This is a genomic window from Nesterenkonia sp. AY15 (genome assembly GCF_022565855.1).
Classification (GTDB): domain Bacteria; phylum Actinomycetota; class Actinomycetes; order Actinomycetales; family Micrococcaceae; genus Nesterenkonia.
Window position 1 is genome coordinate 1 of sequence record NZ_JAJOYV010000013.1, and the last position, 21,883, is coordinate 21,883.

18 protein-coding genes and 1 pseudogene are annotated in these 21,883 nt (G+C 62.8%); 9 read left to right on the top strand and 10 right to left on the bottom strand.

Annotation, left to right across the window (positions count from 1 at the left end; all coding sequences use genetic code 11):
* Nucleotides 1-299: pseudogene (locus LSI54_RS12590) on the bottom strand (hypothetical protein); the annotation flags it as partial.
* 63 nt (nt 300-362) lie between these two features.
* Here LSI54_RS12590 and LSI54_RS12595 point away from each other — a divergent pair.
* Entirely contained in the window at nt 363-512 is a 150-nt protein-coding gene (locus LSI54_RS12595) for a hypothetical protein (protein WP_241470696.1), read from the top strand.
* An 863-nt stretch (nt 513-1,375) separates the two neighbouring features.
* Here LSI54_RS12595 and LSI54_RS12600 read toward each other — a convergent pair.
* Nucleotides 1,376-2,194, bottom strand: a complete 819-nt coding sequence (locus LSI54_RS12600) for a bacteriorhodopsin-like (RefSeq protein WP_241478536.1) — start codon at nt 2,192-2,194, stop codon at nt 1,376-1,378.
* Between the two features lie 173 nt (nt 2,195-2,367).
* Between LSI54_RS12600 and LSI54_RS12605 the strand changes: the two genes are divergently transcribed.
* Entirely contained in the window at nt 2,368-2,859 is a 492-nt protein-coding gene (locus LSI54_RS12605) for a MarR family winged helix-turn-helix transcriptional regulator (protein ID WP_241478537.1), read from the top strand.
* A gap of 802 nt (nt 2,860-3,661) precedes the next feature.
* Entirely contained in the window at nt 3,662-4,504 is an 843-nt protein-coding gene (locus LSI54_RS12610; protein WP_241478538.1) for an SDR family NAD(P)-dependent oxidoreductase, read from the top strand.
* A gap of 272 nt (nt 4,505-4,776) precedes the next feature.
* On the opposite strand, the gene LSI54_RS12615 is transcribed toward LSI54_RS12610, so the two are convergent.
* Nucleotides 4,777-5,064 (bottom strand): hypothetical protein, encoded by a 288-nt coding sequence (locus tag LSI54_RS12615; RefSeq protein WP_241465892.1) that lies wholly within the window; start codon nt 5,062-5,064, stop codon nt 4,777-4,779.
* 778 nt (nt 5,065-5,842) lie between these two features.
* Here LSI54_RS12615 and LSI54_RS12620 point away from each other — a divergent pair.
* Together LSI54_RS12620 and LSI54_RS12625 are read left to right on the top strand one after the other, a co-directional pair.
* Nucleotides 5,843-7,159 (top strand): ATP-binding protein, encoded by a 1,317-nt coding sequence (locus LSI54_RS12620; RefSeq protein WP_241465894.1) that lies wholly within the window; start codon nt 5,843-5,845, stop codon nt 7,157-7,159.
* A gap of 491 nt (nt 7,160-7,650) precedes the next feature.
* Nucleotides 7,651-7,980, top strand: coding sequence for a hypothetical protein (locus tag LSI54_RS12625; protein WP_241478539.1), 330 nt, complete (start codon nt 7,651-7,653; stop codon nt 7,978-7,980).
* A 338-nt stretch (nt 7,981-8,318) separates the two neighbouring features.
* On the opposite strand, the gene LSI54_RS12630 is transcribed toward LSI54_RS12625, so the two are convergent.
* The 4 genes from LSI54_RS12630 to LSI54_RS13300 all read right to left on the bottom strand — a co-directional run bounded on the left by LSI54_RS12630 (nt 8,319) and on the right by LSI54_RS13300 (nt 13,145).
* Nucleotides 8,319-9,416, bottom strand: coding sequence for a UvrD-helicase domain-containing protein (locus LSI54_RS12630; RefSeq protein WP_241478540.1), 1,098 nt, complete (start codon nt 9,414-9,416; stop codon nt 8,319-8,321).
* Nucleotides 9,400-11,127 (bottom strand): ATP-dependent nuclease, encoded by a 1,728-nt coding sequence (locus LSI54_RS12635; RefSeq protein ID WP_241478541.1) that lies wholly within the window; start codon nt 11,125-11,127, stop codon nt 9,400-9,402. The genes LSI54_RS12630 and LSI54_RS12635 overlap by 17 nt, the downstream gene beginning before the upstream one ends.
* 399 nt (nt 11,128-11,526) lie before the next feature.
* Complete coding sequence (locus LSI54_RS12640; protein WP_241478542.1) at nt 11,527-12,261, bottom strand: hypothetical protein; 735 nt, start codon at nt 12,259-12,261, stop codon at nt 11,527-11,529.
* A 632-nt stretch (nt 12,262-12,893) separates the two neighbouring features.
* Entirely contained in the window at nt 12,894-13,145 is a 252-nt protein-coding gene (locus tag LSI54_RS13300; RefSeq protein ID WP_446740434.1) for a transposase, read from the bottom strand.
* A 247-nt stretch (nt 13,146-13,392) separates the two neighbouring features.
* On the opposite strand from LSI54_RS13300, the gene clpB reads away from it, so the two are divergent.
* Nucleotides 13,393-16,002 carry an ATP-dependent chaperone ClpB gene (clpB, locus tag LSI54_RS12645; RefSeq protein ID WP_241476753.1) on the top strand — a complete coding sequence of 870 codons (2,610 nt, stop codon included), beginning with the start codon at nt 13,393-13,395 and terminating at the stop codon, nt 16,000-16,002.
* 84 nt (nt 16,003-16,086) lie between these two features.
* On the opposite strand, the gene LSI54_RS12650 is transcribed toward clpB, so the two are convergent.
* From LSI54_RS12650 to LSI54_RS12660, 3 genes are all read right to left on the bottom strand, one after another.
* Entirely contained in the window at nt 16,087-16,662 is a 576-nt protein-coding gene (locus LSI54_RS12650; RefSeq protein ID WP_274617653.1) for a dihydrofolate reductase family protein, read from the bottom strand.
* A gap of 161 nt (nt 16,663-16,823) precedes the next feature.
* Entirely contained in the window at nt 16,824-17,429 is a 606-nt protein-coding gene (locus LSI54_RS12655) for a methylated-DNA--[protein]-cysteine S-methyltransferase (protein WP_241478544.1), read from the bottom strand.
* 60 nt (nt 17,430-17,489) lie between these two features.
* Nucleotides 17,490-18,722 (bottom strand): NAD(P)-dependent malic enzyme, encoded by a 1,233-nt coding sequence (locus LSI54_RS12660; protein WP_241478545.1) that lies wholly within the window; start codon nt 18,720-18,722, stop codon nt 17,490-17,492.
* Nucleotides 18,723-19,083: 361 nt separating this feature from the next.
* On the opposite strand from LSI54_RS12660, the gene LSI54_RS12665 reads away from it, so the two are divergent.
* From LSI54_RS12665 to LSI54_RS12675, 3 genes are all read left to right on the top strand, one after another.
* Entirely contained in the window at nt 19,084-19,287 is a 204-nt protein-coding gene (locus tag LSI54_RS12665) for a DUF3073 domain-containing protein (RefSeq protein WP_241465903.1), read from the top strand.
* 81 nt (nt 19,288-19,368) lie between these two features.
* Nucleotides 19,369-20,250, top strand: coding sequence for a Sir2 family NAD-dependent protein deacetylase (locus tag LSI54_RS12670; RefSeq protein WP_241476751.1), 882 nt, complete (start codon nt 19,369-19,371; stop codon nt 20,248-20,250).
* A 33-nt stretch (nt 20,251-20,283) separates the two neighbouring features.
* The gene (locus tag LSI54_RS12675; RefSeq protein WP_241465907.1) at nt 20,284-21,822 is read left to right on the top strand and encodes an MFS transporter; all 1,539 of its coding nucleotides are present in this window, start codon (nt 20,284-20,286) and stop codon (nt 21,820-21,822) included.
* The last annotated feature ends 61 nt before the right edge of the window (nt 21,823-21,883 follow it).

Sequence of the window (21,883 nt, forward strand, 5' to 3'; positions counted from 1 at the left end):
CCGAAGTGGATGTGCTGGGCGTGGGGGAAGGGTCCGTCCATGAAGGTCTCGGCTGCGCCGTCGACGGTCATGTAGACCGTGGCCTGGTTGCCCTGGCCCTCGATGAGCACGTCACCGACGGTGCCGCTGTTGTTCAGCGGGTCGAGGTTGGCCTGGAAGGACCAGGACTCGCTGGAGGTCGATGTGGCGGCGCCATCGGTTGCTCCGCCGTGCTCGGAGTGGGCCATGGCTGGGCCTGCGCCCAGGAGCATTGCGCCGAGCGCGAGGGTGGGGACGGCGAACAGTTTGGATTTAAACATTTGAGGGACTCCTCGTCACAGTGATGTTGTCATACGGCCTCTGATCGTGGTCGCGTCCAGGCCATGTACGCGGAGTTCGGAGCGACGGCAGGATCGGATGGTGAAAATCCAAAAAAAGTTTCTCAGCTCACCGATCCGCTTCACCCGGAGGTTCCCGCCTGCTCGGCATTGGCAAAGATTCGGACTGTCATCCTTTTGAAGATGATGGTGTGAAACGGGACCATACTGAGGCAGAGGAGACATGGAGGTTCCCTTTCGGGTTGGACCTTCTGGGCGGCAGCGATGTCATTCGGCTTGTCACTGTCCGCTCCGGGGTGAGGGCCCGAATACGGCAGGCCAAGGGCGAACCGCAGCATGGAGCTCGCACAATCTCTTTGTTAATGAGGAAAGGCCGCTGGAGATGAATGGAGCCTAGGAGCCACGAACCGTTGCCCCAGGCTCCATCTCGGAAGAGTCCGTTAACGGTTGGGTGGGGTTCGGATCGGGAGACCCGCGACGGTCAGGTCGGCACGTGCCTGTTCCCAAGTCGTCGCGACGTCGTCACCGACGACTGTGCAGCATCGGAGGGACACATCGTGTCCGCCCACACCCCTAGAGCGCCGGTATGACCGGTCTCTGAGAAATCTGACACGCGGTGGCCAATTCATTGGGACAAGTCCGCCCTAAGCGGGAACCTCTACCTGACGGATCTCGCGGTCCTGTCACATGCGGCCCGAGCTGCCATGGGATGGGACATCTCGATGGAACGCGGTCTGTCTCACTAACGTGTCGAAATCCTCAGAGTTGTCCTACTCGAGCCCTCTGGGTCTGGCCCCAGACTGGCAACCCCGAAAGTCGTAGGGTGAGTCCAGGGGTACCCCTGATTATGGTCCCGACCTGCGTGAAGACGTAGGGCACAAGGAACTCTTCCTGCCCTGCGTGACTTGCGTGGTGATTCGGCGCCCTCGGCCAGGAGGAGAAGTGGGTACGCAGGAGCTGACCCTATGGGTAACGCCCGAGAGGCAGCGGTCCTCCGGCAGGTAGTGCATTGCTGCCCGACTTGCTAGAGGGCTATTGCGAGGCCAATGATGCCGGCGTCAGGCGGTTTCCCGCGCGGGGACGCCGTGGGACAGCTCACGGTCCGCGAACGCGGGGTCGTCGGCGAAGGACTTGATCCGGGCCACCCGGTAGATGATCAGCGCATATACCGCCTTGGCAGTGATGTCAGCCACCGAGTAGCCGATCTGTTGGCCGACCCAGGCATCCGCCCCGGAGACGTTGAGCATCGGCAGTAGGTAGGCGACAGGGTAGACCGCCCAGCTGCCCAGCAGAAGCCAGCGCAGGTTGCTCAGCGAACGACGTACGCCCACCGGTTGCAGGTCGAGAGAGGCGGTCAGCTGGACGAACAGCACGTAGAGGATGTAAAGGAACGGGATCATCGAGAGCCCGAAGAAGACTCCCCGGACAGTGTTGTCGTCGCTGATCTCGCCTGGATATCCGAGGGCGATCATCAGTACTGCTGCAGGGACCAGGCGCCACAGCAACTTGGACTGCAAGGCGCTGGCCAGTGCTAGCACCGCGATCAGCTCGACCAGCAGCAGTGGCACCGTCAAGAGCCAGTCCACGTACCGGTAGCCCTCGTTGAACGAGGCACCTGCCGCCTGGGTGTAGATGCCGTCGCCACCGACGGCGTCAGAGACGAAGGCCTCCTTGAAGGAGTCGAAGATGCGGAAGTAGTGGTATGCCGCGATGCCGCAGACCACGATGGCCACGGTGATGGCCTGCCGGTAGCGGGGCAGGATCCGGGGCAGGCAGATGAGCAGGAACACGGCGGTGAAGAGTTGCGAGGCGATGACCAGTGACAGGAAGTTGTAGACGGTGTCGAACTGTCCTTGCGTCAGGGTTTCGGGTATCACGAGTCCTCCATCGGGAAGGCCGCGCTCCACTTTGCAAGCCGCGGCGATACTTTAGTGGATATTTGACATACTAAACTATATGCCGACGATCGATCAACCAGCTGTCGTAGGATCAGGCGGAACACGATGGCCGGGCGGGTAGTGCACATGTCCTAGCCTCGACAGGAGGAAAGATGCCCCAGAACCAGCACGACAGGCACATACTGACAGGCTTCCCCAACGCGGCCATCCACCTCCTGAGGGCCCTTGAGGAAGAGCGGCAACGCCTCGCAGAGGCGCATTCCCTCTCCACCACGGACCTCCGAGGCCTCTTTCGCATCGCCGAATCGGGAGACCTGACCCCCAAGGAGCTGGCTGGCCATCTCGCCTTGACCGGCGGGGCGGTCACCGGCATCTCAAGACGCCTCGTCGCCGCAGGGTTGCTGCAACGCGTCACCCACCCGGAGGACCGGCGTAGCGTGCGACTGCAGCTGACCAGCGAAGGACACCGGACCATCTCTGCGATCCACGCCGACTTCATCACTATGGTGGCTCGAGCGACCCACGGGCTCTCGCAGGAGGATGTGAAGACTGCGAACGATGTCCTGTGGCGGGTCACCGGCGCATTGGGGGAACGGCAGTCCGCGCTCCGTGCCGGGCGCTCCCTCCCGGCCGACACCCCCTGAGGCGTGCTGGTCGCGGCCGCTGATTCTGGTAGCTACGGATAGTTCGAACAGGCAGGCCTCGTGAGAGTCGTGACTCGTGCACTTGCCCCAGAGTCGTAAGTGTCCGAACGCCGACAGAATCGACGTATTCGAGGGTGGTCTCAAGAAGTGCGCCAGAGCGACTCGTGTGACAAGTGTCATTCTTCGCCAGATGAGTGGGACGACCGACACGTTGTGCGACTTCCTGCGCAAGTGTGGGATCCCGCGGATCTTGTCACATGGGCCAGGCGCTGACGTGGGAAGTGACGTTTCTCGCGGGCATGGGCAGTCTCTTCAACTTGTGGCAATGCTCAGGTTCGTTTGCGGTTACGTCCCGACTACCCCAGGTGAGGGTGCAGCAGTGTCTCTATTGCCTGAGGGTCCCTAAGTATGGAGATAGGTGTAGCGGATAGGGCACCCCTGCGGGCATCTTTGTCGGGCGGGGTAAACGGGCATCCCAGCGATGACAGGGGCGCAAGACGTCGATTAGGTGGATCACGCGCGGTTGCCGACCGACTTGCGGGCAGCGTGAAGGATTCGCCTTAGGCTAGATCGGACCTGCTGCGCGATCACGTGTCAACTGCTCCACGCCCTAGGCGGGGTCCGCGTTTCAGCTGGTCGTGGAGCGTATCCGCGCCGGCTAGCGAAGCTCCGGCCCGTTCGTTGCTGACATCATCGTGTTCATGGTTGTCCTCGCTTCAGTGGTGCTCCACCCTCTCGCCGTCTGACTCAGCGCTCCGCGCAGCCACTGCCATCAGAGATTCGTCCATCAAGGAGAGAGACCATGCTCGAAAAAACCATCATCCTCACTGGGGCCAGCGACGGGATCGGAGCTGCAGCTGCCCGCCAGCTCGTCGCAGACGGCCACAAGGTCGCCCTTGTGGGTCGCTCGAAGCACAAGACCGAAACCCTGGCGCACGAGCTCGACACCGAGTTCTTCCTCGCTGACTTCACCAGGCTCTCCGAGGTCAGGACACTTGCTGCGCGTTTGAAGGACCAATATCCCCGGATAGACGTTCTTGTCAACAACGCCGGCGGCATCTTCGGGGATCAGACTCGCACTGAAGATGGGTTCGAGAAGACGCTGCAGGTGAACCACCTCGCGCCGTTCCTGCTCACCAACCTCCTGATGGACACGCTCACGGCGAGCAAAGCGTCGATCATCAACACGTCCAGTGTGGGCGCGCGTTTCTTCGGCAGGATCGACCTCGATGACCTCAATAACGAGCGGAGGTACTCCGCGAACAAGGCCTATGGCGACGCGAAGTTGGCCAATATCCTCTTCGCCAAGGAACTTGACCGCAGGTTCTCCGACCAGGGAATCTCCGCGGTCGCCTTCCACCCCGGAAACGTGATGACAAGCTTCGCTTCAGATACCACCAGCGTGATGCGGTTCATCTATCAGACCCCCCTGGGACGAATGACTGGTCTCATCAGCCCCGAGCAGGGCGCGCTACCCCTGGTGTGGCTTGCTGCGGGCGCGCCGGGCCGGGAGTGGGTCTCGGGTGAGTATTACGAGAAGCAGAAGACCGCCAAGACCAACCCTCAAGCCGCGGACGTGCAACTGGCAGCCGGACTGTGGGACAAGAGCGCTGAGCTCGTAGGGCTCTCCACCGCCGCGCAGTAGCCGTCTGGTCGGGTAGCAGGGCGTCTTGTCTGGGTTCGGCGGTGTTCAGGACGCGCTGGCCTCTGCGAGACCAGAACGCCGCGCACTCCGGGGTGAACCAGAGGCGCCGCGAAACCCTCCACGAGACGAGAAGCTTTCCTCCGACGTACGGGCGCCCGTAGACCGGTCGCCTTGAGGACACTCATGGTCCACTCCAGGACTCGATGCCCGCATAGGGGTCTGAACCGTACTGGGATTGATGGAGAGTCTGGTCTGCCCCGGGTTTGATGGCGTCAGCGAATCCACATTGGTTGCGCTGCAATCCACGAGACGAGTGGGTCAAAGTCTGCTACCCAAAGTCGGTCGAGTTCGAGGAGGCTTTCGTATGGCACGTGGCCTCGTGTGGTGCTCGACCAGAACAAGCCCGAGTAGTGGCGCTGATTGCGATAGGTGCGTGGTTCGCGGATCGGCAGGGCTCTTGACAGCCGGTGTTGATCTACAGCGCCCACAGTGGTTTCAACCAGGGTTCCCTCTTGGGAGAGGTGCTCCAGCTTGGTTCTCAAAAGCAGTTGAGCGTCCATGCCTTCACTATTCTCGCGGTGACACGATATCGGGAGGGTGACACGCACGTGACACGAAACTGAGACAGTGACACGAAAAACGGGATCCTAATGTAGGGTCCTGCGGATCTTGTCACACGGGTCGGCCGCTGACATGGGGAATGACATTGCGCTGAGACGCGGTCTGTCTCACTTACTTGTCGTAATCCCCAGGCGCGAACGCAGGGGAGCTCAAACAGTCGTCGCGAGGGGCTCGCTGAGATGTTCTGTGGAGAAGCTGGCTCGCCCGGGACCGTTTGGTGAGCCACATGCGCAACTGAGGTGAAGGCTCGATGCGACGGGCGGGAAGCCGAACATGTGAAGTGTCCGATAAAGAGCGGCTAGTTGTTCCCGGCGAGAACTGCGACGTATTCAAGCTGGCTCCTATAGCGCGATGATTGCTCCTGGTCCAGGCCATAGCCAAGCTCGCCGAGCGCTACGACGATCCGGAACTGCACTACGGACTCCTCGAAGCGCTCAGCGTACATAAGCGACTAGCCAACCTGTGTCGAAACGCGATGATCATCGAGCCAGCAATATCTGGAATCTGGGTCTGCTGGCTGGGTCGACTGGTCTAACAATCGGCAACTCCGCGGGACTCTTGGGATGCTCACCCCGATAGAGTTCGAGAAGCTCCACAATCAGGCCCTCACTCGAGAGCCCGAACCCGCAAAGTAGCGGCATCGAACCTGGGCCGGTTCAGTTTGAATCCGAAAACGATGCGCTGTCCAGAAGGATTCACACCAGAAAGAGGGACGTCATGACCAATTGGCGGATCAGGGACTTCTACTCAGCGGACCTTGACGGGATCCTGCACCTCTGGGAAACGCTCAAGTCCCACAATCTCGAACCGGTATACGCGATCTCTGAAGTAGTGGCCTCGTGCGAGAAGGACCATGCTGTGGTGGCGGTGCAGGGTGAGCAGGTGGTGGGCGCCGCCGTCGGCCGCGCGGCACATGATCAGGGCTGGATCGTATTCCTGGCCACCCTGCCCGAATACTCCGACCTGGGAGTCGGCACCGCGCTGTTGGCCGCTGTCGAAAACCGGATGGCACCGCACGGGCTGAACAAGCTCTCGGCGCTGATCCCGGAATCCGAAACCCGCGTGGAGGCCTTCCTGGGCCGCGGCTTCGCCCTGAAGCAGAACCTGCGATACTTCGAACGGACCATACCCGTCCAACGCCAGGAACTCGGCGCACTCGGCCAGCTCGGCGGACGCGTCCTCGCCCGGGACCTATGGGATAACGTCGCGGGAATGCGCAAGGAGAAGGAACTGCTCGAGCGCCGGCTCGTCCTGCCTCTTGCCGAAGCGGACCTCGCGGACGAATTCGGCGTGGTGCCACCGCGCGCCGTGGTTCTCTTCGGCCCGCCCGGCACCGGGAAGACCACTTTCGCCAAAGCCATCGCCTCCCGCCTCGAGTGGCCCTTCGTCGAAGTGTTTCCCTCCCGCCTCGCCGCCGACCCGCAGGGCCTGGCGGGAGCGTTGCGCGAAACGTTCCTCGAGATCGCCGACCTGGAGCACGCCGTGGTGTTCATCGACGAGGTGGAAGAAATCGCCTCCCAGCGCTCCGGCGAACCGCCCTCGCCGCTGCAGGGAGTCACCAACGAGCTCCTCAAGATCATCCCGGCCTTCCGCGAACAGCCCGGGCGCCTACTGGTCTGCGCTACCAACTTCATTCGCGCGCTGGACACCGCCTTCCTTCGCCACGGCCGTTTCGACTACGTCATCCCCATCGGACTGCCGGACCGGCAGGCCCGCGAAGCCATGTGGCAGCGCTTTATCCCGTCACCCGTAGTGGACGCCGTGAACGTGGAACTGCTCGTGGCACGCACCGAAGGATTCTCCCCTGCGGATATCGAATACGCGGCACGCAGTGCCTCCCAGCAGGCACTGGAAAAAGCAGTGTACGACGACGGCCGGCTGGCTTCAGTCGGTACGGCTTCGGCCCGGGAGGCGCTACGGAAGGGACCCTCTACACAGGACTACCTCGACGCAATCTCTGAAACCCGCACCACCGTCAGCGCCGAAGTGCAGCAGGACTTCTTGGAAGATATCGACGCCCTAGGCCGTGTGTAGTGGCTGGGGAGACTTGGCCGGTGCTTCTGAACTGTGGGCTGACGGCGTCAAAGCCGATAGCTAAACTCGCTGACCCTAGTCTTTTTGTTTCGGTGGTAAGTGTAGGATCCCGCGGATCTTGTCACACGGGTCAGGCGCTGACATGGGGTGTGACATGTCGGTGAGACGCGGTTTGTCTCACTAACTTGTCGTAATCCTCAGGCTTGTCCGTATTCCATACCGGCTGTCACCCGACGAATAGTCGTCACCAGCGCCCTAGCTTCTGCAGTCAGGCGCACGAGTCGATATCACGCCATGTCCCATGGAGGATCTAGCTTCCACCCTCTACCGTGGAGAGATGAGTGTTGTACGGATTCGGTTCAGCTCACTCCGCGGTTATTGTGACAAGTGCCCTCCTGCTCACGGGCTGTGGCAGCGAAGAACCGGCACCTCAACCCTCGACGTCTCCGACCCAGCACGGCGCCGACTCCTCAGAGCCCTATCGTGAGTTGGTGGAGATGACCTCTGAGGAAGACCGGCCGCGCGGTGAGGTCCAGGAGCCCGTCGAAGTACTTTTCTCCCCGCACTATGTGAGGTTGGGAGACTACAAGCAAATCCACGAAGACGTCCTACGGTTCCATTTCTACATGGGCAACTTTGATTGCGATGGGTTGCAGTCCAGGGTGGAAGAGACCGAAGACGAGATAGCCGTCGCAGTAATCACCGGGACGCGCGAGGGCGGGGACGGGTGTTCGGAGGAGGCCGTTTTTGGAGCCATCGACGTCGAACTCGAGAATCCCGTGGGCGACCGCGAAGTCGTGGACCTCAGCCAGCGCCTCTGAGCACCATCGCTCTACGTGGATGCTCCAGGGCTGACAGAAATAGGCTCCCCGCGAAGGAACTGTTGGCACCATTCACCTAGGGCCATCAATTCGGTAGGAGCTGGACGCGGGCGCCCCTGTCAGATTCTTGCTCATCGGCGGCCGGCGACGACCACCAGCGCTCCAACCCCTGGCCCACTGGTTAAGCGTAGGGTCCGCCAAAAACGTCCTCGACAACCAGGCGGGGATTTATGGGGTCTGCGGCCCATGTGCATCCGCCGTCGCTAGTTGCCGGCATAGGTCTGGCATGCGCCTGGTCCGCACTCGTGGTCATGCGGTTCCTTGAAAGGCGCGGCGGATCACTCCCGTTCAGGACTCCAGAACGGGAGCTGCGTCTTTGTGGAAGCCTTGTTCGTCACGATGCCAACGCTGTACTCCGCGCGAGTTACTGCCACATATAGCTTCGCTAGCGTGGATGGAGCCAACTCCCGGTTACTTTCCAAGTACGCGATCATGCCAGTAGTGGGGTGCACAAGCACGTCTTCGAAGCTGAGCCCTTTCACCTTGCCCATGTTGCGGGCGCTCGGACCAGCTTTTCGGTTTCGGCGATCCCAGCGAAGTTCCTGGGGCTTGTGCCTCGCGGTGTACGCGCCGACGGCTGATTCGTGCACTAGGAAGACGCCGGTGTGATGGCGAGTCCCAGGTTCTTTGGTCGAAGTCGTTGGTTCGAGACGTGGGTATAAAGAGTCGGCGAAGTCGCAGATCTCCTGCAACGACCTTCGGCACTCGTTTTTGTTCTCGCGAGCAACAATGCCGTCCTCAACCCTCTCGTTGATCCAGTCTATGAACCCGGAACCACGATATTTCTTGTGTTTCACCTGGGCGTTTGTACTGTAAACCGCCTGCCGGGGGTCACATACCATCACCACCCGGATACGCGAGGCGAGCAAAGCATCTAGGAGGTCCAAGTCATACCCGCTCATGTCCTGGGCTTCATCGATGTAGATCTCGTCCCAAAGAAGCTCCAAGCGCTGAATCATGGCACCGGAGACAGCTTGATTGATTTCGCAGGCGGCCTGAGAGAGGAAATCGCTATACACGTCCCCTGCGCTGTTAAGGAAGTACTTGTTGAAGTTCCGTAAGCCTGCTCGCTGAGCGTACACGGGGCGCTCATGGAAATGGATCGAGCGGACGAAATTTGGCTCTTGGGTTTTTGATACCTGTAGTGGCTTGACGCATTCTCTTAGAAGGAAACCAAAAAGGCTCATCGTATCAACGTTAGGGGGGTAGCCCGCGGGGAGTTGACTCAGTCGATCCTCGAGCTGGCGAAGGTTCTCGTTGGTATAAGTGACAATAAGGACACGTGACCCCGGGTCGGACGTGGCTTGCCGGATAAGTTCGTGGGTTTTACCCGATCCAGCCGAAGCAACTATGGCCAGGTTAGCTGGCGATGGCATCTATGGCCTCCGAAAGATACTTCGGCAACGTGAGCATCTCATTTGAGTTGAACAGCCTGAGAGCAGCCTCAGTCTTATTCTTGTTGTCTTGCATCCACTTGCAGACATCCTCGTCGGAACCAAATGTTTTTCCCAGCATCCGCTCGAGCTTCTCGTAACCGTTCGAATGGACAAGTTGTGGCTCTAGGGTCTTAAAGTTGTTGCCGTACCCGATACAAACACTGAGAAAGGCTTCCTGCTCGTAGTTCTCGTAGCGCTTCTTTACCGCTTCGTAGTCGCCATCATTATCGGTGACCACAACGCATGGACGACCAAGGGGCCGCGCCAGGTCCAGGAACCTTGGGGCTGACAGTCCCCTTACGTTGATTACGTCGATACCGTCCTCTATCGGAAGCGTTTTGAATCTATCTCTATAGGCTTTCTGCACGATGAGCTCATCCGAGGGGCCTTCTACCAGGATCACCTTTTTTGCTAGCACCAGCCTCAAGGTGTCGTAGCCAGCGAGCTTCGCGAAGTAGTCCGATGTGCTTGGGGGAAGACTTGTGAGCGAATGCACTCCCGTGTCGCCGAGCAGAAGTAGGTTGGAGAGACCGAGCTTGTTGATTACAAAGGAGCTGTGCGTCGCCAAAATCAGTTGGTGTTCATCGCAGTGATCCTGAATGTGGCGGATCAGCCTATTGAGCTCCCCGAAGGCCAGGTGATTTTCGGGCTCCTCGATAAGCACTACGCCTACTTCTCCAGCTTTGCGAGCCAGGGCGAGCATGATTTTTAGTTTGCTTTGCTCGCCACTTCCGAGCATGGAGAAGGGCACATCGTCTAGGTGAGGCGTCAGTGCATTGTCCCATTGGTTATTCTGCGAAGAATCTACGTCCAGCGTTAGCCGCTTCTTCGTTATCTCCCCGCGCTTGTCATTTAAAGCGGCATTGATGGCGACGATCGCCTGGTCTTCAACGAAAGACTCCTGAGCGCCTCTATAACCCGCGGAAAGCTTCGTGCGCTCTCCCTGTTCGAGGGCTTCCGCCACTATTTGCTTCAGGTAATAGTCGGTCCCCGATTGGAGGCGAATCCTTGACGCGTCGATAATCGCTGCGCGTACCGGGACTGCGCGGGGATTGATCGGAATGCCGTGGAAGCCAGTCCATTCAACCTTGTAGAACTCGGTCGGTACACGCCTGACACTGGAAGTGTTCTTGAGGTATGCCCGATATTCCGCCCGCAACTCCTTGTCCAGCGCAGCGCGCAATCTGATGCCTGGGGCCATACGAGCTTCAGCGTTATTGTCCCCGGTTAGGTGCTGAGTCTCCTTGGTTGCCTTGAGATACAGGTCGACGACGATGACAGGCGGGTCGGGAGGGTTGCTCGGTCGCTTCCGAAGCGTCTCTAGGTATTCTGCGGTCGCTTCGTCATTGATGAAGTGAGGATTGAGCTCGGTCGCGAAATGGCGCCCTTGCCATCTCCCGCTAAGCGCCAGGTTAATAGCCTCGACGACTGTTGACTTGCCCTGGTCGTTGGTTCCTACGAGGAGATTCAGACCGGTCTGAAATTTTATGTCTGCCTTTTTGAAGCGGCGGAAGTTCTCTAGATAAAGATGTTGCACCAGGCCGCGGTCTTGCGGCGCCGTCGTCTGACCGTCATTAGTGGTATCCGGTTGCACAGACATGTTGAAGTGTTCTCCTGCACCTTTAACTAAATCAGCTCTTAGGGTCTCCATTCTACGTAATAACTTAGCGGACTCTGTCGCTGGGGCGGATCTCCTTTGATCGTCCTTGCTTCGATGACAACGTATTTCCGAATGGAGAGCGGTGGGTGTCGCCAGAATGGTATGACCTGGGGGAGGTTGCGTACGACCCTCCTCTAACTCAGGGCGGCGCTACCTCGTTGCGGTCGAGGGGAGTCAAGCAGGGCCTCCCACGTCTTCGAACACCAGTAGCCTCGACGCTAGGAGCAAGAATGACAGGCAGCTATCAGTGCGATCTCGATTCGGCTGCTGCCATCGGCACAGGAAGGGCTGCGCGGGGTTCGCAGTGTTGTGGAGATGACGTTCCTAGCTTCACTTCCCGGGGACACTGGTCGGGGGTTGAAAGTCGACAGTCGCTAGGGAGTAGGAGAGTCAGCGAGGGGCGTCCTTGGCCCAGTCAGGGGTCGTCTCGAGTGCATCACGGAGCAACAGGTAACGCTTCCGTTTTCGGACCTGGTAGTCATCGTCTCCCCATTTAACCTCAGTCATTCGGAGAAGCCCGAAGTGCTTGAGCTCTTGTGTTGCCCGGGTCCACGTGTCATCAGAAAGCCCGTACTGCTTCTTTCGGTGACCGTCCATGAGTTCACCCTGAGGATGAGTGGACCCACCGTTGAGTTCTAGTAAAGCCATAAATACTGCGATTGCTCTTCCGCTGAGTCGCAGGATCCACATGTTGGTCCACAAAGTGAAGGGCACCCCGACCCAGCGGGGACCATTGCCATCCCACTCGTTCCCGGAACCGTCAGGATGCAGGAGAAGCAACCCGGTCTTTCCGTTGGTCAGTTGTGTAGTCGTGACTAATTTCTTCTCCTGCAACCATTTCTTGGCGTCGTTGGCTCGGCGAGGGCCCGTGTTTTCAGGCAGGTTTAGTGACTGAGCCAGATATCGCGTCGGTCGGTCGGGGAGCGTATGGGGAGCCTTCGTCGCTTGCATTGCAAGGGTCATGTGCAATTTGAGGCGCAACTCATTCGACTGCACGAGCCACGCGGCAGTCGGAGTGGCATCACCCCTCTTTACGTACTCGATCGGAAAGTTGACGCTCGTCTTCCGTTTCGATCTATCGGTTGCACGATTCAACGCTTCGATGGCTTCCGACGGGACGTCCATGAGGCTGCTCCGTCCAAGTAATTCACGTCCTCAGCGGAGAAACGTGGGGTACGGGGGTGCTGGGGGTACCTGGGCTACAAGAAGTACTTCTATATAAGGTACCGCTTCAACCGTGTTCTGTCTCCGCTGAGGGCGGCATGACGGTCCGGTGAAAACGTCATACGTCACCGCCGAGACCGGGCCAACACCTCGCTCAACCCGTAACTGACCAGCCTTGCTCATCAAGCAATGAAAGGGGAAAGTGTTCTTACAGCCAGATGCCCCCTTGTCCGCCAAGACCAAAGGGGGCATCTCGAAGAGAAGGGAGGACCCGATGAGTACAGGTTTCCGCATCACTGTCACTAGGACTGTATCCGGAATTACTATCACGATCGAGCCCTGGTAGCTCGAGGGGGCGGGGTAGACACCCCGCCCCCTTACTCACTTTCGACTGCGGCTGTCGTTGCGTACTCGACGAGTGATCCCTGCGATGATCATGGCTCGCCTCATTCCCACGCTTTTCATGCTGTAGATAGGGGGCCTTCACCGTGCACTGAATCGGAGGGGGTGCCCAGTGAGTCTGAAGCTTCTGTTTGTACGGTTCGACTGAGGGTTGGAGGTCGCGCGGTGGACGACCGGTTATCGGGCGGTCTCTAGCGGCTCGGCTTCTCGCAAGTATCTCGTCGACGACTTCCGTCAGTGGAGCAGCGGCATCGATCAGAACGCTCTGCCGCGGTGCTCAGCCCGGGGATCTCGCCACGGTCGATCCGGTCTTGTCGGCGCCAGGCGTAGATCGTCTGGTCGCTGATTTGCAGGTCATGGGCGATGCTCGCGACGCTGCCTCCAGCGTGGAGCAGGTCCAGCACTCGTCGCCGGAATTCGGCGGGGTATCCTCTTCGTCCCATCTGGTCCTCCTGTGCTCAGGACATCCAGAATCCAGGAAATTCGTGCTCTAGGAACCCGGGACGGACCACACGCGGTGGCCAACTAATTGAGAAAAGTCCAACTTAGGCGGGAACCTACAGTAAGTGATCGCGGGACCGCCTGCCGGCGATGGAATACTTCCGCCCAACTCAAAGTTGAGTACTATTGACTCAAGTTTATTCGGCGCCGTCGTGCAACCGGCGTCACCACGCACTGGGAGGGGCAGACATGGACGTCAAACTCACGACCAAATCGCAGGAGGTCGTCTCCGCGGCCGCAATGAACGCGAACACCGCGAGCAACCCGCAGGTGGAGCCGGCCCACATCCTCAAGGCACTGGTGGATCAGCGCGAATCCATGGCCGTCGCGCTGCTCAAGGCAGCCGGAGTCGATCCCGACGCCGTGAGCACCCGCGCCTCCGCCATCATCAAGGCGTTGCCCGCCACTCGCGGGGACTCCGTCGCCGCTCCGCAGTTCTCGCCCGCCGGGCTCAACGTCATCAAGGCTGCCCAGGCGCAGGCCGAGGACTTCGGCGATGACTTCGTCTCCACGGAACACCTGCTGATCGGCGCGGCCACCGACGGCGGCGCGGTGGGCCGGGCCCTCGCGGATGCCGGCGCGACCCTGCAGGCGCTCAAGGCCGAGCTGCCAGGGCTGCGTGGAGACCGCAAGGTCACCACCCCTGACCCGGAGAACACCTTCCAGGCCTTGGAGAAGTACGGCACGGACATGACCGAGATCGCGCGCTCGGGCAAGCTGGACCCCGTGATCGGGCGTGACTCGGAGATCCGCCGGGTGGTCCAGGTGCTCTCGCGCCGGACCAAGAACAACCCGGTCCTGATCGGCGAGCCCGGCGTCGGCAAGACCGCCGTCGTCGAAGGCCTGGCCCAGCGCATGGTCGCCGGTGACGTGCCGGAGTCGCTGCGCGAGAAGACGCTGATCTCGCTGGACCTGGGCGCGATGATCGCCGGTGCGAAGTACCGCGGGGAGTTCGAGGAGCGGCTGAAAGCCGTGCTCGAGGAGATCAAGGCCGCGGAAGGCAGGATCGTCACCTTCATCGACGAGATCCATACCGTGGTCGGAGCCGGCGCCTCGCAGGGCTCCATGGACGCTTCCAACATGCTCAAGCCGATGCTCGCCCGTGGGGAGCTGCGCCTGATCGGTGCGACCACGCTGGATGAGTACCGCGAGAACATCGAGGCCGACGCCGCCCTGGAGCGCCGCTTCCAGCAGGTCTACGTGGGAGAGCCCTCGGTGCCCGACGCGATCGCGATCCTGCGCGGGATCAAGGAGCGCTACGAGGCGCACCACAAGGTGGGCATCGCCGACAACGCCCTGGTCGCCGCCGTCACCCTCTCCGACCGCTACATCAGCGGCCGTCAGCTGCCGGACAAGGCCATCGACCTCATCGATGAGGCCGCCTCCCGGCTGCGCATGGAGATCGACTCCGCCCCGGTGGAGATCGACGAGCTGCGTCGCGTGGTGGACCGGCTCACCATGGAGGAGCTCGCGCTGCAGAACGAGACCGACGCCGGCTCCGCCGAGCGGCTGATCACCCTGCGCGAGGACCTGGCCGACCGCAAGGAGGAGCTCGCCGAGCTCACCGCGCGCTGGGAGGCCGAGAAGGGCGAGCTCAACCGCGCCGGTGAGCTGCGCGTGACCCTGGACGAGCTGAAGTCCGCCGCCGAACGCGCCCAGCGCGACGGCGACCTCGCCGAGGCCTCCCGGCTGCTCTACGGCGAGATCCCGCAGGTCGAGAAGGACCTGGCCGCCGCTGAGGAGGAGGACGCCTCCACCCCGGCCCCGGAGAAGAAGATGGTCGCCGACGAGGTCGACGCCGACGGGATCGCCGGGGTCATCTCAGCCTGGACCGGCATCCCTGCCGGGCGGCTGCTGCAGGGCGAGACCGCGAAGCTGCTCCAGATGGAGGAGCTCATCGGCTCGCGGCTGATCGGGCAGACCAAGGCTGTAGGGGCGGTCTCCGACGCCGTTCGCCGCGCGCGCACCGGCGTCTCCGACCCCGACCGACCCACCGGCTCCTTCCTCTTTCTGGGCCCAACCGGCGTGGGCAAGACCGAGCTGGCCAAGGCGCTCGCGGAGTTCCTCTTCGACGACGAGCGCTCCATGATCCGCATCGACATGTCCGAATATTCGGAGAAGCACTCGGTGGCCCGGCTGGTCGGTGCGCCCCCAGGCTATGTGGGCTTCGACCAGGGCGGCCAGCTCACTGAAGCAGTCCGGCGTCGTCCTTATTCGGTGGTGCTCCTGGATGAGGTGGAGAAGGCCCACCCCGAGGTCTTCGACATCCTGCTCCAGGTCCTCGATGACGGCCGGCTCACCGACGGCCAGGGCCGCACCGTGGACTTCCGCAATACGGTGCTGATCCTGACCTCCAACATGGGCTCCCAGTTCCTGGTGGACCAGACCCTGGAGACCAAGATCAAGCATCAGCGGGTCATGGACGTCGTCCATGCCTCCTTCAAGCCCGAATTCCTCAACCGACTCGATGACATCGTGATGTTCGATCCGCTGAGCATGGAACAGCTCAGCGGCATCGTGGAGCTGCAGATCGGGCTGCTGCAGGAGCGCATGGCCGCACGGCGTCTGGTCCTGGAGGTCACTGAGGCCGCGCGGGACTGGCTGGCGTTCACCGGCTACGACCCCGCCTACGGCGCTCGGCCCCTGCGGCGACTGGTGCAGCGCGAGATCGGCGACCAGCTGGCGCGCGCGCTGCTCTCCGGGGAGGTCGAGGACGGAGACACCGTCCTGGTAGACCGGCAGGAGCTCGCCCTGGAAGGGGAGTCCGTGCACGGGCTCACCGTGACCAAGAAGTCCTGACCCCTACCCTCCCCGGGTGGTTGAGTTCTCCGGTCGGTACGTAACCGCCGGAGAACTCAGCCACCTGGGAGTAGAGGCCAGGCTTCAGCGGTGGACGTCGTAGACCGCCTTGAGGACTCCGTTGGGGTAGTGGGCAGATTCGCGCAGGGACAGCTTCGTCGCCGGACGCTCCTCGGCGTTGAAGAGCCGCTTTCCTGCGCCGAGCAGCACCGGGAAGATCAGCAGGTTGTAGCGATCGATCAGGCGCGCGTGCATCAGGCTTCGCGCCAGTGCGGCGTTGCCGTGGATGAAGACTGCACCGCCGTCCTCCTGTTTGACGGCGGCCACGTCCTTGGTGGAGCGCAGCAGTGTGATCGGTCCCCAGCCCTCGATGGTCGCGTCCTCCTCGAGACAGGTCGAGACCACGTACTTCGGCAGATCCCTGTACGCCGCGTGATCCTCGGATCCTGGCCAGATCGGGGCGAAGGCCTCGTAGCTGCGGCGGCCGAACATCAGCGCCGTCGTCTCCTCCAGCTCCTCGTCCTTGAGCGAGAACGCCTCGGGCAGAAACTCTGTGCGGGGCACCCACCCGCCGCTGGGGTGCCCTTCGCTGATGGCGCCCGGGGAGTCAACCACGCCATCAAGGGACATGAAGCCTGTCCATACCAATTCCCTGGCCATGCGTCCTCCAGTGCCGAAAAGCCCGAGTCTGCACCAGCGATCTGCAAGCTGTCACGGCCCGGAGGCCTCGTGCCCGCGCCAATCCTCATGGCTGGTTGAGTTCTCCGGTCGGTACGTAACCGCCGGAGAACTCAACTGCGCAGGTTGGGCAACCAGGAAGGTTAGCGGCTCAGGAGGAGGCCTTCGCGGGCCAGCAGCGCCCGCTTGGTCTCGATGCCGCCGAAGCCGTAGCCGCCGAGGCCGCCGTCGGAGCGGATCACGCGGTGACACGGCACCGCGAAGGCGACCAGATTGTTCGCACAGGCGCTTGCCGCGGCTCGGTGTGCCAGCGGGCGGCCGGCCATCTGGGCGAGCTCCGCGTAGGAGACCGTCTCCCCGGCCGGAACGTTGCGCAGCGCCGCCCAGACCTCCTGGCGGTAGCCCGAGCCGGGCTGCACCACGGCCAGCTCATCCAGGGCCGCATGGTCGCCCGCGGCATAGGCCGCCACCGCTTCAGCAACCTGTCCGGTGCCCGCAGGCAGCGGCTTCATCTCCCGGGCCGCGGTGGCCGGGGCCAACACCTCAAGCTGGTCCATCAGCTGCTCCAACACCCGCCCGATCGCAGCCACCTCCGGCTCGTCACCGGCAGCCTGGGCCAGCGAAGCGGCCCGGATCGTGTCGTCCTCGGGGGAGTAGATCGCCACGATGGCGCCGAGCCCGTCCAGGGAGGCCGAGCACCAGCGCAGCTCGGGCAGGTCGGACTCCGGCAGAAGCGGTAGATCAGTCATAAACCGAATTCTCCACCGCCCGCCGAGTAAGGTCCACCTCCCCGACCTCCGCGAGGGCCGCTAGGCCGAGACTTCGGCCGATACCCCGTGCGCTGCAGCCGTCACCCCTGGCGCCTTCGCTGCCGCAGCCGCGTCTATCACGGCTCGAGCCACGGCGGGAGCCACGCGTGCATCCAACGGAGAGGGCACGATGTGCTCCGGAGTGAGCTCATCTCCCACGAGGTCCGCCAGCGCGGTCGCCGCCGCGATCTTCATCTCCTGGGTGATCCGGCGCGCTCCTGCGTCCAGCGCCCCGCGGAAGATTCCCGGGAATGCCAGCACATTGTTGATCTGATTGGGGTAGTCGGAGCGGCCGGTGGCCACCACAGCTGCGTGGCGCTTGGCGACCTCGGGCATCACCTCGGGGTCCGGATTGGACAGGGCGAAGACGATCGCACGATCGTTCATCCGGGCCAGCTCCTCCTCGGGGACCTTGGAGGAGGAGACGCCGATGAACACATCGGCCCCGTCCAGCGCCTCGGCGAGCTGACCGCTGACCTGTCTGCGGTTGGTGCGCTGCGCATACTGGGTCTTGATCTCGCTGAGCCCCTCGCGGCCCTCATGGATCACTCCGCGCGAGTCGGTCAGGATCACCTCGCCGACGCCGGCGCCGAGCAGGATCTCGGTGACCGCGATGCCAGCGGCTCCCGCCCCGGCGATCACGACGCGCATCGAAGCGAACTCGCGTTCGGTGACGCGTGCGGCGTTGGTCAGAGCGGCCAGGACGACGACGGCGGTGCCGTGCTGGTCGTCGTGCATCACCGGACAGTCCAGCGCCTCGATCAGGCGAGCTTCGAGCTCGAAGCAGCGTGGAGCCGCCACATCCTCGAGATTCACCGCCCCGAAGCTGGGGCGCAGTCGCACCATGGTCTCTACAATCTCATCCACATCGTTGGTATCGATCACCAGGGGAATCGAGTTGAGGCCGCCGAAAGCCTTGAACAGCGCCGACTTGCCCTCCATGACGGGCAGCGAGGCGGCCGGGCCGATGTCGCCCAGCCCGAGGACGGCGGTGCCGTCGGAGAGCACCACCACCAGGCGGTCGGCCCAGGTGTGGGTGGCCTGCAGCTGCGGCGTCTCGTGGATGGCGCGCGAGACCTGCGCCACGCCCGGGGTGTATGCGATTGAGAGTGCGCGCGTGGAGTCCAGCGGCATGGTGGTCTCGACACTGAGCTTGCCGCCCTCGTGGGCAGCGAAGATCTCATCAGTGGTGGGGGCCGTGGGCGCCGTCGCCGCGCGGTCATTTGTGGACATGGAGGTGTCTCCTGGAAGAAGTGTGATGGGGCTGCACGCGCAGAGCTGGCCCATCGGGGCCGCACCCGCGGTTCACGGCGGGGGCCAGGGGCTCAGCTCAGGTGCATCGTCTGCCGCGCCACCGAGATCGTCGGATGGCGTTGTCGCAGCGGTCGGTACTTTCTTTGGACCGTGCGGAACAGAGTACGCCATCTTGGCGTTGAAAGGTGTGATCGTGCTCGCTCGAAGGACAGTTCGGACGACGGCGCAGCGCCAGTCATGTTAACCTAGGATCACGAACTACTTCATACACAGATAATCCCGCGATAGCCCCTGCCCGGCATCGCACCAGGGATACGAGAAGACAGAGGGGGTCTCGCTTATGGGGCGTGGCCGTCAGAAGGCGAAAGCTACGAAGCAGGCTCGGGAGATCAAGTACTACACTCCGGACACCGACCTGACCGCTCTTGAGAGAGAGCTCGCCAAAACCCGTGGTGACAGGGATTCGTCCAGCCGCCCAGCGCGCGCGGACGCCGAAGAGCGCAGCAGCGGCTTTGACCCGTACGAGGACAAGTACGGGCGCTGACCCGTGGAAGAGCCCACTCCAGCGGCCTTCACCAAACCCGTCGAGAACGCCCATAGGGCAGCGCTCCGATCCATAGCCCGGGTGGTGAAGGACACCGCCGAGCCCCAGCCCGACGAGATCGCCCGTGAGGGCATCCGGCGGATGCTCGAGCTGGGCGACGTCCTCTGCGTCACCGGGGCGGGCGTCTCCACGGATTCCGGCATCCCGGATTATCGCGGCCCCCAGGGGTCCCTGCATCGTCACCGTCCGATGACCTACCAGGAGTTCCAGCACGACGCCGCCTCGCGCCGTCGCTACTGGGCCCGTGGCTTCGTCGGATGGCGCCAGATGCACCAGGCCGAGCCCAACTCGGCCCACCAGCTGCTCGCCGACTGGCAGTCTGAAGGGCTGCTCAGCGGACTGATCACCCAGAACGTGGACGGTCTCCACCGCGCCGCCGGGGCCGATCCGGTGGTCCACCTGCACGGTGACATGGACTCCGTGATCTGCCTGACCTGCGGCAACCGCGAGGCCCGCTCCTCGCTGGACGCCCGGCTGCAGGAGGCCAACCCCGGCTACGCCGAGGCCGCCTTCGCCGCCGCCGAGAACGTGAACCCCGACGGCGACGTCACCCTGGATCAGTCCTGGGTGGAGAAGTTTCACATGGTCACCTGCCTGGTCTGCGGCTCCGAGAAGCTCAAGCCCGACGTCGTCTACTTCGGCGAATCGGTGCCCGCCGAGCGCAAGGCCGCGGTCGAGGAACTCGTCGCCGCGTCCTCGGCGCTGCTGGTGGTGGGCAGCTCGATGGCGGTGATGAGCGGATTCAAGATCGCGCTGACCATGCACCAGTCGGATCGGCCCATCGGTGTGATCAACGGCGGTCCCTCCCGTGCCGACCCCAAGGCGGACTGGCGCTGGAGGACCCGGATCACCCCGGCGCTGCAGACGCTGGACACCCTGCTGGGTGATCAACCTCACCAGTAACTATACCGGACGTATAGTATAGTAACTCGGGTGATGACCCTTCCTTCTCCTGTGCATGTCGATCGCCATGCCCTCAGCGCGTGGCAGCGCTGGACCCTGCTCGCCATCGTCTCCTCGGCGCTGTTCCTGATCGCCCTGGACAACACGATCCTCTACACCGCCCTGCCCACCCTGACCGCAGAGCTCGGCGCCTCCTCCTCTCAGCAGCTGTGGATCATCAATGCCTACCCGCTGGTGATCGCCGGGCTGCTGCCCGGATCCGGCGCGCTGGGCGACCGGTTCGGGCACAAACGGATCTTCCAGGTCGGCCTCGGCATCTTCGGAGTGGCCTCGATCCTGGCCGCTTTCTCCGGCAGCTCCGAGATGCTCATCGCCTCCCGCGCGCTCCTCGCCGTGGGTGCCGCCGCAATGATGCCCGCCACGCTCGCGCTGATCCGACTGACGTTCTCAGTGGAGCGTGAGCGCAATATGGCCATCGCCATCTGGGCCGCCGTGGCCACCGTGGGCATGGCCCTGGGCCCGATCGTGTCCGGAGTGCTGCTGGAGTTCTTCTGGTGGGGCTCGGTGTTCCTGGTCAACGTCCCGATCGTCGCCGCCGCCCTGGTGCTGATGCTGTTGGTGGGCCCGCCGAACCTGGCCAACCCCGGCCGGCACTGGGACTGGCTCTCCTCCGCCCAGGTGATGCTTGGGCTCACCGCCGCGGTGCTGGCGATCAAGACCATCGCCGAGACCCCGGTGGACTGGCTGCGCTTCATCGTCTCCGTCGTGGTCGCCGCCGTCATGCTCACCGTCTTCGCCCGGCGCCAGATGCGACTCAACCGCACCGCGGAGCCCCTGGTGGACTTCACGATCTTCCGCAACCGCGGATTCAGCGGCGGTGTCATCGCCGCAGGCGCCAGCATCTTCGCCATCGTCGGGGTCCAGCTGGGCACCACCCAGCGCTTCCAGCTGGTCGAGGGCTTCTCGCCGCTGGAGGCCGGGCTGATCGTCTCCGCGCTGGCCCTGGGCTCACTGCCCTTCGCGCTCTTCGGCGGGGCGATCCTGCACCGCGCCGGCCTGCTCACGCTGATCGGCGGCGGCATGGTCCTCGCCGCGATCGGCGCACTGGTCTCCATCTACGCCGTCATCGATGACTCGCTGGTGCTGCTGGTGGTCAGCTTCGGCGTGCTCGGCGCCGGCCTGGGCGCCTCGATGTCGGTGGCCTCGACCGCGATCATGGGCAACGTCCCACCGCGCCGCGCCGGCATGGCGGCCTCCATCGAGGAGGTCTCCTACGAGTTCGGCGGTCTGGTCGGGGTGGCCATGCTGGGAAGCCTGCTCACCTTCGTCTACACCCGGGTCCTGGTGCTGCCTGCAGGTGCCGAGCAGTACGCGGGCCAGGCCCCGGCCGCGGTGCTCGAATCCGGGGACGCCCCGGCGATGGCGGCAGCGGCCGAGGCCTTCGACGTCGCCTACCTGGGCGTGCTGATCGGCGTCGCCGTGGTGATGGTGCTCGCCGCCGTCGCGTCGTCCTGGATGCTGCGCCGCTACACCCCGGGCACCGAATCCCAGGCCTATCCCGACAACCACTGAGAATTCCCGACGACCACTGCGGACCCTCGAGAAGACCGAGAAGCACATGAGCATCCACCGA

Bases quoted from the DNA above. Each gene is read 5' to 3' on its own strand.
- LSI54_RS12595 (WP_241470696.1), top strand. From the start codon at position 363: ATGTACGCGGAGTTCGGAGCGACGGCAGGATCGGATGGTGAAAATCCA.
- LSI54_RS12605 (WP_241478537.1), top strand. From the start codon at position 2,368: ATGCCCCAGAACCAGCACGACAGGCACATACTGACAGGCTTCCCCAAC.
- LSI54_RS12610 (WP_241478538.1), top strand. From the start codon at position 3,662: ATGCTCGAAAAAACCATCATCCTCACTGGGGCCAGCGACGGGATCGGA.
- LSI54_RS12615 (WP_241465892.1), bottom strand. From the start codon at position 5,064: ATGGACGCTCAACTGCTTTTGAGAACCAAGCTGGAGCACCTCTCCCAA.
- LSI54_RS12620 (WP_241465894.1), top strand. From the start codon at position 5,843: ATGACCAATTGGCGGATCAGGGACTTCTACTCAGCGGACCTTGACGGG.
- LSI54_RS12630 (WP_241478540.1), bottom strand. From the start codon at position 9,416: ATGCCATCGCCAGCTAACCTGGCCATAGTTGCTTCGGCTGGATCGGGT.
- LSI54_RS12635 (WP_241478541.1), bottom strand. From the start codon at position 11,127: ATGGAGACCCTAAGAGCTGATTTAGTTAAAGGTGCAGGAGAACACTTC.
- LSI54_RS12640 (WP_241478542.1), bottom strand. From the start codon at position 12,261: ATGGACGTCCCGTCGGAAGCCATCGAAGCGTTGAATCGTGCAACCGAT.
- LSI54_RS13300 (WP_446740434.1), bottom strand. From the start codon at position 13,145: ATGGGACGAAGAGGATACCCCGCCGAATTCCGGCGACGAGTGCTGGAC.
- clpB (WP_241476753.1), top strand. From the start codon at position 13,393: ATGGACGTCAAACTCACGACCAAATCGCAGGAGGTCGTCTCCGCGGCC.
- LSI54_RS12650 (WP_274617653.1), bottom strand. From the start codon at position 16,662: ATGGCCAGGGAATTGGTATGGACAGGCTTCATGTCCCTTGATGGCGTG.
- LSI54_RS12655 (WP_241478544.1), bottom strand. From the start codon at position 17,429: ATGACTGATCTACCGCTTCTGCCGGAGTCCGACCTGCCCGAGCTGCGC.
- LSI54_RS12660 (WP_241478545.1), bottom strand. From the start codon at position 18,722: ATGTCCACAAATGACCGCGCGGCGACGGCGCCCACGGCCCCCACCACT.
- LSI54_RS12665 (WP_241465903.1), top strand. From the start codon at position 19,084: ATGGGGCGTGGCCGTCAGAAGGCGAAAGCTACGAAGCAGGCTCGGGAG.
- LSI54_RS12675 (WP_241465907.1), top strand. From the start codon at position 20,284: ATGACCCTTCCTTCTCCTGTGCATGTCGATCGCCATGCCCTCAGCGCG.